The sequence below is a fragment of the Buttiauxella noackiae genome (genome assembly GCF_000737905.1).
GTDB lineage: Bacteria > Pseudomonadota > Gammaproteobacteria > Enterobacterales > Enterobacteriaceae > Buttiauxella > Buttiauxella noackiae.
Window position 1 is genome coordinate 187141 of record NZ_JPRU01000004.1, and the last position, 12019, is coordinate 199159.

The window sequence follows — 12019 nt, forward strand, 5'->3', positions numbered from 1 at the left end:
TCATGGCGAAGACGTTATATCAGAAGTTGTACGATGCCCACGTCGTTTACGAAGCGGTGGATGAAACGCCACTGCTGTATATCGACCGTCATCTGGTTCACGAAGTGACCTCCCCGCAGGCGTTTGATGGCCTGCGTGCGCACAAGCGCCCGGTGCGTCAGCCAGGCAAAACCTTTGCCACCATGGACCACAACGTTTCTACGCAGACTAAAGACATCAACGCTTCTGGCGAAATGGCCCGCATTCAAATGCAAGAGTTGATGAAGAACTGCAAAGAGTTCGGCGTTGAACTGTATGACCTTAACCACCCATTCCAGGGTATTGTCCACGTGATGGGCCCTGAGCAAGGCATTACATTGCCTGGCATGACCATTGTTTGTGGCGACTCCCATACCGCGACCCACGGCGCATTTGGCGCACTGGCATTCGGTATCGGTACTTCAGAAGTTGAACATGTTCTGGCAACGCAAACCCTGAAACAGGGTCGTGCGAAAACCATGAAGATTGAAGTGACCGGCACCGCCGCACCAGGTATTACAGCCAAAGACATTGTGCTGGCGATTATTGGCAAAACCGGTAGCGCTGGCGGCACCGGGCATGTGGTGGAATTCTGTGGTAGCGCAATTCAGGCGCTGTCGATGGAAGGCCGCATGACGCTGTGCAACATGGCAATCGAAATGGGGGCCAAAGCCGGTATTGTGGCGCCAGACCAAACTACCTTCGACTACGTAAAAGGCCGTCTGCATGCACCAAAAGCTGCCGAGTGGGATGATGCAGTGGCATACTGGAAAACCTTCAGCACCGACGAAGGGGCTCACTTCGACACTATTGTCACGCTGGATGCCGCTGAAATCGCCCCCCAAGTTACCTGGGGCACAAACCCAGGCCAGGTGATTTCCGTTACGGAAAACATCCCGAATCCTGAATCCTTCGCAGACCCCGTTGAACGCGCTTCTGCCGAGAAAGCATTGGCCTATATGGGCCTGAAACCGGGTATTCCATTAACCGAAGTCGCTATTGACAAAGTATTTATCGGTTCATGCACCAACTCGCGCATTGAAGATTTACGTGCTGCGGCGCAAATTGCCAAAGGCCGTAAAGTGGCACCAGGCGTGCAGGCGTTAGTGGTTCCGGGTTCCGGTCCGGTAAAAGCGCAGGCGGAAGCTGAAGGCCTGGATAAGATTTTCATCGAAGCCGGCTTTGAATGGCGTTTGCCGGGCTGCTCAATGTGCCTTGCGATGAACAACGACCGCCTGGAGCCAGGTGAGCGTTGCGCCTCCACCAGCAACCGTAACTTTGAAGGCCGCCAGGGCCGCGGTGGCCGCACACACCTGGTTAGCCCGGCAATGGCAGCGGCCGCCGCTGTATCCGGTCACTTTGCTGACATCCGCACGTTGAAATAAGGGAAAACACCATGGCAGAGAAATTTATCCAACATACCGGCCTGGTCGTTCCGCTGGATGCCGCAAACGTTGATACCGACGCAATTATTCCTAAGCAGTTTTTGCAGAAAGTCACACGCACCGGTTTTGGCGCTCATCTGTTTAACGACTGGCGTTTCCTGGATGATGCAGGGCAAAAGCCAAACCCTGAGTTCGTGCTGAACTTCCCGGAGTTTAAAGGTGCCTCTATTTTGCTGGCGCGTGAAAACTTCGGCTGTGGCTCTTCACGTGAACACGCTCCGTGGGCTTTAACCGATTACGGTTTTAAAGTGGTTATCGCACCAAGCTTTGCAGATATTTTCTACGGTAACTCATTCAACAACCAGCTGCTGCCGGTGACGTTGAGCGAAGAAGAAGTCGATGAGCTGTTCAAACTGGTTGCAGCAAATCCTGGGATTAAATTTGTAGTCGATCTGGAAGCGCAAACCGTGATTGCAGGTGAGAAAAGCTATTCATTTAATATCGATACTTTCCGCCGCCACTGCATGTTAGAAGGGCTGGATAGTATCGGCCTGACGCTGCAACACGAAGGTTCTATTTCTGCTTACGAGCAGAAACAACCAGCGTTTATGCGTTAAGTATCATGGCGGGTGAAACCCAAACTTCACCCACAATTTAATACCCTAAATAATTCGAGTTGCAGGTAGGCGGCAAGGGAGGGACAAATCTGTCAGGAACAGATTTGAACAGCGCTTGCGCTGGCCCGAAGTGTGAGCCTCATGGACGAGGCTCATAATCCCCAGAAGCTTACTTTAGTAAGTGACTGGGGTGAGTGAGTGCAGCCAACACCCCTGCAGCTTGAAGTATGACGGGTATTTTACTTAAGAGTTTCAACCAGCCCCTTCCGCTGCCCTTCCAGCGTCACCACTTTGCTGCAAACGTCGCGGCCAAACTGCTCGAAATCTTTTTCCTGATTTTTCCACTCATTCTGAACTGCGGTCTGCAAACCACCGAGGCTACCGAGCACGTTTTGCAACGGATTACCGCCACCTTTGAGAACGGCTTTGGCCCCTATCTCATTGATACTGTCCTGAAGGATGCCGCCCATCGCCTGATTTACCAGTTGTTGCCCATCGGCACGCACCTGATCAATCGCTTTGTAATGGAAGGTTAAGCCATCCTGACGCGTTTCAATGATGCGGTTCATCTGCTCTTTAAGCTGCGCGTCGAGTTTGGTCAGACGCCCACGCATACTGCTGCTCTCACCGGCTTGCTGAGCGATGATTTTATCCAGCGCGACACGCCCTTTTTCAACACGGGTCAATGCACCGTTGTTGATCCACGGGAGATCGCTACGCAGTGCTTTCTGGTAATTTACTGCCAATTGGCGCTGAGTTGCGTTTAATGTGTGCGACTTGCCATTAAATTTCAGGCTGCCATCGGGGGCAATAACCAGATTGCCATTCTCACCCACAACCTGAACGGACTGCGGATTAATAACCACGTCATCGCGAGGCGTGACGCTACATTTATAGTCTGCCTGCGCCTGCATCGCGGTTAGCAGCAGAACGCCCATCAGAGCCTTACGAATCATAGTTACTCCTGAAAAAAAGGGCCGGTTTTCACCAGCCCATTTGTACTATTTCAATCAATCCCACCAGACATCAAACAGATCGCTAGTGCGAACGTCTTCTGCCTTGTGATCTTCAAGCCATTTGCGCACCAGAGCCTGATGCTCTTCGGTACATTTGCCAATTTCCTGCAGGCAGATTAAGCCTTCCCAGGATAGGTGGCCACCACCATCAAAGGCCAAACCATTCTTATCAATAACTTCGTCAATAAATGCATCAACGGTTTTATCGATTTGTTCTTCGGAGGTGCCTTCCGGGAAACGCCATGCAACAGAAAAGCCCAATTCCTGGAACTCATCAATGTGCATTTTCTTACGCAAACGACGGCTACGATTAATTGCCATTACTTTACCCTCTCGAACATTAAGTCCCATACGCCGTGACCAAGACGATGGCCACGTTGTTCAAATTTGGTCACCGGACGTGAATCCGGGCGCGGTACGTAGTCGTTAGTCTCTGACTGGTTTTTATAACCATCAATAGAGGACATCACTTCGAGCATGTGTTCTGCATAAGGTTCCCAGTCGGTTGCCATATGGAAAACACCACCCAGTTTCAGTTTGCTTTTTACCAGTTCGGCAAACGGCACTTGAACGATACGGCGCTTATTATGACGCGCTTTGTGCCACGGATCAGGGAAAAAGAGCTGAACCATGGATAAAGAATTGTCAGGAACCATTTTTTGCAACACTTCGACCGCATCGTGGCACATCACACGCAGGTTCTCGACACCTTCTTCGTGAGCCGTCGCGAGGCATGCACCAACGCCCGGTGAATGTACTTCTATACCCAAAAAGTTCTGCTGTGGATTAGCCTTTGCCATTGCCACCAACGACGTACCCATGCCGAAACCGATCTCCAGCGTGACTGGCGCTTCGCGGCCAAACAGCTCGGTAAAATCAACAGGCGCGTCTTGATATTCAACGCCCATCACCGGCCAGTAGTTTTCCAGAGCGAACTCCTGCCCTTTAGTCAGGCGGCCCTGGCGGCGTACAAAACTACGAATCCGGCGCATTGCGCGGCCTTCTTCATTAAATTCCGGTGAGATGACGTCATTTTTCATGGTGTTCAGGCTTAGAGTTAGTATTTGGGGAACGGGCATTATCCAAAGTTAATGATGAGAAGCAAGCACCAGAAAGTTCCGGTTTACAGCACGGAGTCGTCTGTGCTGGAATCAGCCCCCTATACCCAAGTTACTTCAAGATGCAGGTAGGCGGCAATCGAGTGAACCCCGATAAGCTTACTTGAGTAAGTGATTCGGGTGAATGAGAGCAGCCAACACCCCTGCATATTGAAGGGTGACGGGTATAATTCACATATTTATCGGATGACCTGGCAACAATGACACAAGCGCCGCAATTCTCCCACCAGGTTCTCGACTGGTACCAAAAATACGGGCGCAAGACACTGCCATGGCAACTCGAAAAAACGCCTTATAAAGTATGGCTGTCTGAGGTGATGTTGCAACAAACGCAAGTTGCTACCGTCATTCCTTACTTTGAGCGTTTTATGGAGCGCTTCCCGACTGTCACAGATCTCGCCAACGCGCCTCTTGATGAAGTACTGCATTTGTGGACTGGACTGGGGTACTACGCCCGCGCCCGTAACCTACATAAAGCTGCGCAAATGGTGGCGAACCAGCATAGCGGCAAGTTCCCGGAAACTTTTGAAGAAGTGGCCGCATTGCCGGGCGTTGGCCGCTCGACTGCGGGTGCGATTCTTTCCCTGTCACTCGGTAAACACTTCCCGATTCTCGATGGCAACGTAAAACGCGTGCTTGCACGTTGTTATGCCATTGAAGGCTGGCCGGGTAAAAAAGATGTTGAGAAGAAGCTGTGGGATATAACCGAGCAGGTCACGCCAGCGCAAGGCGTGGGCCAGTTTAACCAAGCAATGATGGATCTTGGAGCGATGGTTTGTACCCGCTCGAAACCAAAATGCGAACTTTGCCCGGTGAATAATATCTGCGTGGCCTATGCCAATAACAGTTGGGCCAGTTATCCTGGTAAGAAGCCTAAGGTCACCATACCGGAACGCACCGGCTATTTACTAATGATGCAGCACCAGGACAGCGTACTGCTTGCCCAGCGCCCACCGGTTGGTCTGTGGGGTGGTTTGTACTGCTTCCCACAGTTCACAACCGAAAAGGAGCTGCGCGACTGGCTGGCACAACACCAGCTTCCAGCAGATAATCTGACGCAATTAACCGCCTTCCGCCATACATTCAGCCACTTCCATTTGGACATCGTTCCAATGTGGCTCCCAGTGCCTTCATTCAGTGGGTGCATGGATGAAGGAACCGCTCTCTGGTATAACTTAGCGCAGCCACCGTCCGTAGGACTGGCCGCCCCTGTAGAGCGTTTATTACAGCAATTGCACGCCGAGCCGGTAGTCGTAAAAGCGGCCCGAGCCGTTGAAGAGGAATAATGATGAGCAGAACTATTTTTTGTACTTACCTACAACGTGACGCAGAAGGCCAGGATTTCCAACTTTATCCAGGCGAACTAGGCAAACGTATTTATAACGAAATCTCTAAAGAAGCGTGGGCGTTGTGGCAGGCAAAGCAAACCATGCTGATCAACGAACGTAAAATGAGCATGATGAATCCAGAGCATCGCAAAGAGCTGGAAGCTGAAATGGTCAATTTCCTGTTCGAAGGCAAAGAAGTCCACATCGAAGGCTACACGCCGCCAGAAAAATAAAAATACAGGGTCACTAACCCTTACATACCCAGAGTAATTTAAGTTGCAGAACAAAAGGCTTCAGCCTTTTGAACAGCGTAAGCGCTGGTCCCTTTGGGGCGAGGCTACGCCGAGTAACGCGGCAGAATACAAATCTCCCGGAACTTACTAAAGTGAGTGACCGGGATTTTTGACTGCAGCCAACACTCCTGCAACTTGAAATATGACGGGTACAAACCACATCAAGCACAACGCATACACTGAACGATGAAAAAATTTCTCGCGCTAGCTCTGGTTGTTCCGTTGCTCATCTCATGTTCGAGCAAAAAAGATGATTCCTATAACGAGGCTTTTGTTAAGGACACCAATGGTTTCGATATTTTGATGGGGCAATTTGCTCACAACATCGAAAATATCTGGGGCATGAAGGAAGTGTTGATTGCAGGGCCCAAAGACTACGTAAAATATACCGATCAATATTTGACCCGTAGCCATATCAACTTTGACGACGGTACGATTACCATTGAAACCATTGCTGGCACAGATCCTGCGGCGCACCTGCGCCAGGCGATCATCACCACTTTGCTGATGGGTGACGATCCTGGCTCTATCGATCTTTATTCCGATGCCAACGATGTATTGATCTCCAAACAACCGTTCCTGTATGGCCAGGTGGTTGATAACACCGGCCAGGCGATTCGTTGGGAAGGACGCGCTGCCAAATTTGCTGACTATCTGCTGCAAACTCGTCTGAAAAGCCGCAGTACCGGGCTTAAAATTGTTTATAGCGTGACTATCAATCTGGTACCAAACCACCTTGATAAACGAGCACATAAATATATCAGCATGGTGCGTAAAGCATCGAAGAAATACGGCGTCGATGAATCGTTGATTCTGGCCATTATGCAGACTGAATCAAGCTTCAACCCGTACGCAGTCAGCCACGCAGACGCCCTGGGGCTGATGCAGGTTGTGCAGCACAGCGCCGGGGTTGATGTATTTAAATCGCAAGGGAAATGGGGCAAGCCAAGCCGCAGCTATTTGTTTGATCCTGAAAGCAATATCGACACCGGTACCGCTTATCTCGCCATTTTGCAAAACAGCTACTTGAGTGGCATTGATAATCCGACATCGCGTCGTTACGCAATGATAACGGCTTACAACGGCGGTGCAGGCAGCGTGTTACGCGTGTTCAACAGCGACAAAACCCGTGCCTTCAACATTATCAACAGCATGGAACCTGGGGATGTCTACCAGACTCTGACCACGCGCCACCCTTCTGCAGAATCACGTAATTATCTCTACAAAGTGAACACCGCGCAGAAGAGTTACCGCCGACGCTAATTCTGATGCTTGTCATATCTCCCACCCGTCGTTTCTACGGTGGGAGATATCGCTCCTCCCCCGTTTTATCGCCAGATCGCGCAAAAAGTGTAACCGAAATCACTATTCTCGAATGCAATTTGAGGATGTTTTCATTTATTTGCTGAATGTACCAAAAATTACTTCACGGCACTGCTAATGTTACTTTCATAACATATTTCATGTCATATGTTAGAAACGAAACATTCAATACCAAAATCCTGTGAGGAAATTTACATGAACCTTAAGCTGCAGCTAAAAATACTTTCGTTTCTGCAGTTCTGCCTGTGGGGGAGTTGGCTCACCACGCTCGGCTCCTATATGTTCGTCACCCTTAAGTTTGATGGCGCAGCCATCGGCGCGGTGTACAGTTCGTTGGGTATCGCTGCGGTATTCATGCCGACGTTACTCGGCATTATTGCGGACAAATGGATTAGTGCACGCTGGCTCTACGCGGCTTGCCATATCGTTGGCGCCATCACCTTGTATTTCGCCGCACAGGTCACAACACCAGGCGCGATGTTCATCGTTATTCTGCTGAACTCCCTGGCCTATATGCCAACGCTTGGGCTGGTGAACACCATCTCTTACTATCGCCTGCAATCAGCGGGAATGGATATTGTCAGGGACTTCCCGCCAATCCGTATCTGGGGAACCATTGGCTTTATCTTCGCCATGTGGGGCGTGAGCTTCTCAGGTTTTGAATTAAGTCATATGCAGCTTTATATCGGCGCAACGCTGTCAGTCGTTTTAGCCCTGTTCACTCTAACGCTACCGCACATCCCGGTTGCTAACGCGCAGAAAAACCAGAGCTGGACTTCAATGCTTGGGCTGGATGCCTTCGCCTTATTTAAAAACAAGCGCATGGCTATTTTCTTCATCTTCTCGATGCTGTTAGGTGCCGAACTGCAAATTACCAATATGTTTGGTAACACCTTCCTGCACAGTTTTGACCAAAACCCGCTGTTCGCCAGCAGCTTTATTGTCGAACACGCATCTGTGCTGATGTCGATTTCGCAGATTTCCGAAACAGTATTTATCCTGACGATTCCGTTCTTCCTGATTCGTTACGGCATTAAAAACGTGATGCTTATCAGTATCGTAGCGTGGATGTTACGCTTTGGTCTGTTTGCCTTTGGCGACCCGTCACCAATGGGCACCGTGTTACTGGTACTGTCGATGATCGTCTACGGTTGCGCCTTCGACTTCTTCAACATTTCCGGTTCAGTATTTGTTGAAAAAGAGGTGAGACCAGAAATCCGTGCCAGTGCACAGGGCATGTTCCTGATGATGACAAACGGTTTTGGTTGCATCCTGGGTGGGATTGTCAGCGGTAAAGTGGTGGAGAATTTCACTACAGCAGGGATTACCGATTGGCAGACCGTATGGCTGATTTTCGCCGGTTATTCACTGGTACTGGCCTTCGCCTTTGTGGCACTGTTCAAATACAAACACGTCAGAACGCCAGTTGCTGCCCAGCCTGTGGTTTGATCGTGAACATTCCCCGTTTCGAAACTGAAACGGGGAGTTTTTTATTACGCCTTAACCATATATCCGTAAAGGCGCTTAATCCCATCCGCATCCGTTTCGCTATAAACACCCTGCAACTCCGGCGAGAAGCCCGGCAGCATGTTCACGCCTTCCTCGAGCGCCAGGAAATAACGCAGCGCAGCACTTCCCCAGACTTCGCCTGGCACCACGCAAAGCACACCTGGTGGATACGGCAACGCTCCCTCCGCTGCAATGCGCCCTTCTGACTGGCTCAGACGCACCAGTTCCACATTGCCGCGAATAAACTCGCTGTTTGCATCCTGCGGGTTCATGGCAACGGCAGGGAAGCTGGCTTTGCGGAACATCGCTTTTTGCAGATCCTTCACTTCAAAGCTGACGTAAAGATCGTGCATCTCCTGACAAAGTTGACGCAGCGTGTAGCCTTTATAGCGTTGGGAATACTTCTGATAGATAGTCGGCAGTACGTCCACCAGCGGCGTATCATCTTCAATATGCTGTTCAAATTGCGCCAGCATCGCGACCAGATTCGCCATCTTCTCCACACTTTCCGCAGGCGTCAGCAGGAATAGAATCGAGTTGAGGTCTGCTTTTTCGGGGACAATACCGTTTTCACGCAGGTAGTTTGCGAGGATCGCCGCAGGCACACCAAAGTCCGTATATTGCCCTGTTTGAGGATCGATCCCCGGCGTAGTCAGCAGCAGCTTGCAAGGATCAACAAAGTATTCATCCTGCGCATATCCTTCAAAGCCGTGCCACTTTTCACCCGGCTCAAAGCTGAAGAAACGGCGCTCCTGAGCAATTGCGGTTGTTGGGTGATCCTGCCATGGTCTACCCGCAACCACTGGTGGAATAAAGGGTTTGATCATCTTGCAGTTAGCGATAATCGCTTTACGCGCTTCAATCCCCAGATCGACACACTCAGCCCACAGGCGGCGGCCGCTCTCCCCTTCGTGAATTTTCGCATTCACATCAAGAGCGGCAAACAACGGGTAGAAAGGGCTGGTTGAAGCATGCAGCATGAAAGCATTGTTCAAACGTTTATGCGGACAAAAACGCGCTTGCCCACGCAGATGGTTATCTTTCTTGTGGATCTGCGACGTTTGCGAGAATCCAGCCTGCTGTTTATGCACCGATTGCGTAACAAAAATGCCAGGATCGTTTTCGTTCAGGTCCAAGAGCAGCGGCGAGCAATCAGCCATCATCGGGATGAATTGCTCATAGCCGACCCATGCTGAATCAAACAGAATGTAATCGCAAAGATGGCCGATGTTATCCACGACCTGACGCGCGTTATAAACCGTGCCGTCATAAGTACCGAGCTGGATAATTGCAAGGCGGAACGGGCGTTTTTGCTGAGCACGTTCCGGGGCAACTTCTGCGATCAATTCACGCAGATACTTTTCATCAAAGCAGTGCGCATCAATTCCGCCGATAAAACCAAATGGATTGCGAGACGCCTCCAGATAAACCGGTGTCGCCCCCGCCTGAATCAATGCGCCGTGGTGGTTTGATTTATGGTTATTGCGATCGAACAGGACCAAATCGCCACGGGTTAGCAGCGCATTTGTCACGACTTTGTTTGCAGCCGACGTACCGTTTAAAACGAAGTACGTTTTATCGGCATTAAATACTTTGGCAGCAAACTTCTGCGCATGTTTGGCCGATCCTTCATGGATCAACAAATCGCCGAGTTTAACGTCCGCATTGCACATATCAGCACGGAATAGATTTTCGCCAAAGAAATCATAGAACTGGCGCCCTGCCGGATGTTTTTTGAAAAACTCACCGTGCTGGTGCCCCGGGCAGGCAAAAGTGCTGTTTTCCATCGCGACATATTTCGTCAACGTATCGAAAAATGGCGGCAGCAAGCTTTCTTCATAATCGACAGCGGCGGTTTCCAGTTCCAGATAATCCTGCGCTTTGCCGGTTATCAGCCCCGTGATCCCTTCTTGCTCGCCTGACCATTCATCAGCCGCTAAAAAAACAGGAATCGAAAAACCCGTGCGTTTGAGCAGCGCCAGAATGCCGCTGCGACTATCCGCGACAGAAAGCACAACAGCGGCGACATCAGTGAAGTCTGTGCTATCAAGCGCAACCACTTCACGATGCGTGGAAACAGTTGCAACCACATCGTGGCTGGCGGCAATTTTTAAAGATTTCATATGCACAAATCCCAGAGTTCAAGGATGAGTGAGTGCCATGTGGCACAGCAAAGGGAGCATTCCCCGGCGAATGTGTCTTGATGGTCTGCAGGATGATACCCACTCCGACCGCCAGACATCAGTAAAACCAGGCATCGCCTGATTTTACTGATGTCCTACAGCGAGCGTGCGTTGCCCTCACCGCATGGTGTGCAAGGGTCTTCGGGTGAGTGCAGAAAGGTGAACGAGCGCTGTCGAAAGATGTCGGTAAACAGTGACTATAAACATCAATAAGCGTCCCGTCTCAGATGTGTGAAATTTCGCGCAATCATGGCACCTTCTGACCTGTGGTTCAAGACAGCGCTGTTACCTGGAGCACATTATTCGTGCAAACGCACGGCTTATTAACACAAAACCGTTGACGCCAAACGGCCTTTACGGTTTAATGCGCCCCGTTGCCCGGATAGCTCAGTCGGTAGAGCAGGGGATTGAAAATCCCCGTGTCCTTGGTTCGATTCCGAGTCCGGGCACCACTATTTAGAAGAACCCGCCTATGGCGGGTTTTTTGCTATTGGGGATTTGGACTCTTCATCGCCCCTTTTTTAATGCTTAAAGGTTCGATTACTCGTACTGATTCAGCCTCGAACCTATGCCAGTTTTAGCTGATATATGTCATATACATTGGCTAAATCACTCCCTATTATGTGCCTTAACGTCCGAGGTTCGGAGTTAACTGGAATTAATTACCCTCCTGAAGTACATCCTGCCTGTCTGACGCCACTAAACTCTCTACTGAACGTAGAGCTTTATTTTTCTGTATCTCAAAATCTTGGTTTAGAGGATCTCACTGTGGTGACATCTACGCCATCAACGGCACGTTTTTATGCTTTGCGTCTCATACCACAACAAGAATTGCTCAGTGCGTTACGCGATTTTATTCGCTTACACGGGTTACATGCTGCATGGATAAGCGGTTGCGTCGGTAGCCTGAGCGAAGTGGCTTTTCGCTATGCCGGGCGCGAAGAAACGACCTTATTGAGCGGAAAATTTGAGGTGGTGTCGCTTATTGGCACGCTTGAAGAAGGTGGCGAACATCTGCACTTATCGGTAGCCGATAAAAATGGGCAGATGACAGGTGGCCATGTGATGGACGGCTGCCTGGTTCGCACCACTCTTGAGCTGGTGATTGGGGAATTGAACGATCTTTCATTTAACCGACAACCTTGTGCGCTTTCGGGGTATGACGAACTGAGTGTTACACCACGCCATATCCAGAACAAATAGGTCATTCTTCTTTTATCTTTGGGGTA

General features: G+C 50.2%; 11 protein-coding genes and 1 tRNA gene. 8 read left to right on the top strand and 4 right to left on the bottom strand.

The features are described 5' to 3' along the window. The first annotated feature begins 2 nt into the window (after positions 1-2). Positions 3-1403 carry a 3-isopropylmalate dehydratase large subunit gene (leuC, locus tag IX31_RS18585; RefSeq protein WP_034460964.1) on the top strand — a complete coding sequence of 467 codons (1401 nt, stop codon included), beginning with the start codon at positions 3-5 and terminating at the stop codon, positions 1401-1403. Between the two features lie 11 nt (positions 1404-1414). After that, positions 1415-2020, top strand: coding sequence for a 3-isopropylmalate dehydratase small subunit (leuD, locus tag IX31_RS18590; protein ID WP_034460965.1), 606 nt, complete (start codon positions 1415-1417; stop codon positions 2018-2020). A gap of 239 nt (positions 2021-2259) precedes the next feature. On the opposite strand, the gene IX31_RS18595 is transcribed toward leuD, so the two are convergent. From IX31_RS18595 to trmB, 3 genes are read right to left on the bottom strand one after another with little or no spacing between them, the layout of a single operon-like run. Beyond that, positions 2260-2976 carry a YggN family protein gene (locus IX31_RS18595; protein ID WP_034460966.1) on the bottom strand — a complete coding sequence of 239 codons (717 nt, stop codon included), beginning with the start codon at positions 2974-2976 and terminating at the stop codon, positions 2260-2262. A gap of 54 nt (positions 2977-3030) precedes the next feature. Next, a complete protein-coding gene (locus IX31_RS18600) occupies positions 3031-3357 on the bottom strand; it encodes a YggL family protein (RefSeq protein WP_034460967.1) in 327 nt (108 codons plus the stop codon). Next, on the bottom strand, positions 3357-4076 hold the full coding sequence (gene trmB, locus IX31_RS18605) for a tRNA (guanosine(46)-N7)-methyltransferase TrmB (RefSeq protein ID WP_034460969.1): 720 nt from the start codon (positions 4074-4076) through the stop codon (positions 3357-3359). Before trmB ends, IX31_RS18600 begins: the two co-directional genes overlap by 1 nt. Positions 4077-4354: 278 nt before the next feature. On the opposite strand from trmB, the gene mutY reads away from it, so the two are divergent. From mutY to IX31_RS18625, 4 genes are all read left to right on the top strand, one after another. After that, a complete protein-coding gene (mutY, locus tag IX31_RS18610; RefSeq protein ID WP_034460970.1) occupies positions 4355-5440 on the top strand; it encodes an A/G-specific adenine glycosylase in 1086 nt (361 codons plus the stop codon). Between the two features lie 2 nt (positions 5441-5442). Beyond that, positions 5443-5715, top strand: coding sequence for an oxidative damage protection protein (locus tag IX31_RS18615; RefSeq protein WP_034460971.1), 273 nt, complete (start codon positions 5443-5445; stop codon positions 5713-5715). A 246-nt stretch (positions 5716-5961) separates the two neighbouring features. Then, the gene (gene mltC / locus IX31_RS18620) at positions 5962-7038 is read left to right on the top strand and encodes a membrane-bound lytic murein transglycosylase MltC (protein WP_034460972.1); all 1077 of its coding nucleotides are present in this window, start codon (positions 5962-5964) and stop codon (positions 7036-7038) included. Positions 7039-7293: 255 nt separating this feature from the next. Next, positions 7294-8547 carry a nucleoside permease gene (locus IX31_RS18625; protein WP_034460974.1) on the top strand — a complete coding sequence of 418 codons (1254 nt, stop codon included), beginning with the start codon at positions 7294-7296 and terminating at the stop codon, positions 8545-8547. A 44-nt stretch (positions 8548-8591) separates the two neighbouring features. Here IX31_RS18625 and IX31_RS18630 read toward each other — a convergent pair whose 3' ends face one another. Then, the gene (locus IX31_RS18630; RefSeq protein ID WP_034460975.1) at positions 8592-10730 is read right to left on the bottom strand and encodes an ornithine decarboxylase; all 2139 of its coding nucleotides are present in this window, start codon (positions 10728-10730) and stop codon (positions 8592-8594) included. Between the two features lie 436 nt (positions 10731-11166). On the opposite strand from IX31_RS18630, the gene IX31_RS18635 reads away from it, so the two are divergent. Both IX31_RS18635 and IX31_RS18640 read left to right on the top strand, forming a co-directional pair. Continuing rightward, positions 11167-11242: transfer RNA gene (locus tag IX31_RS18635), tRNA-Phe, on the top strand. Positions 11243-11558: 316 nt separating this feature from the next. Then, a complete protein-coding gene (locus tag IX31_RS18640; RefSeq protein ID WP_034460976.1) occupies positions 11559-11993 on the top strand; it encodes a PPC domain-containing DNA-binding protein in 435 nt (144 codons plus the stop codon). Positions 11994-12019 lie beyond the last annotated feature (26 nt).

What these genes read in the sequence shown, in the direction of transcription:
- leuC (WP_034460964.1), top strand. Translation starts at nt 3, where the DNA reads ATGGCGAAGACGTTATATCAGAAGTTGTACGATGCCCACGTCGTTTAC.
- leuD (WP_034460965.1), top strand. Translation starts at nt 1,415, where the DNA reads ATGGCAGAGAAATTTATCCAACATACCGGCCTGGTCGTTCCGCTGGAT.
- IX31_RS18595 (WP_034460966.1), bottom strand. Translation starts at nt 2,976, where the DNA reads ATGATTCGTAAGGCTCTGATGGGCGTTCTGCTGCTAACCGCGATGCAG.
- IX31_RS18600 (WP_034460967.1), bottom strand. Translation starts at nt 3,357, where the DNA reads ATGGCAATTAATCGTAGCCGTCGTTTGCGTAAGAAAATGCACATTGAT.
- trmB (WP_034460969.1), bottom strand. Translation starts at nt 4,076, where the DNA reads ATGAAAAATGACGTCATCTCACCGGAATTTAATGAAGAAGGCCGCGCA.
- mutY (WP_034460970.1), top strand. Translation starts at nt 4,355, where the DNA reads ATGACACAAGCGCCGCAATTCTCCCACCAGGTTCTCGACTGGTACCAA.
- IX31_RS18615 (WP_034460971.1), top strand. Translation starts at nt 5,443, where the DNA reads ATGAGCAGAACTATTTTTTGTACTTACCTACAACGTGACGCAGAAGGC.
- mltC (WP_034460972.1), top strand. Translation starts at nt 5,962, where the DNA reads ATGAAAAAATTTCTCGCGCTAGCTCTGGTTGTTCCGTTGCTCATCTCA.
- IX31_RS18625 (WP_034460974.1), top strand. Translation starts at nt 7,294, where the DNA reads ATGAACCTTAAGCTGCAGCTAAAAATACTTTCGTTTCTGCAGTTCTGC.
- IX31_RS18630 (WP_034460975.1), bottom strand. Translation starts at nt 10,730, where the DNA reads ATGAAATCTTTAAAAATTGCCGCCAGCCACGATGTGGTTGCAACTGTT.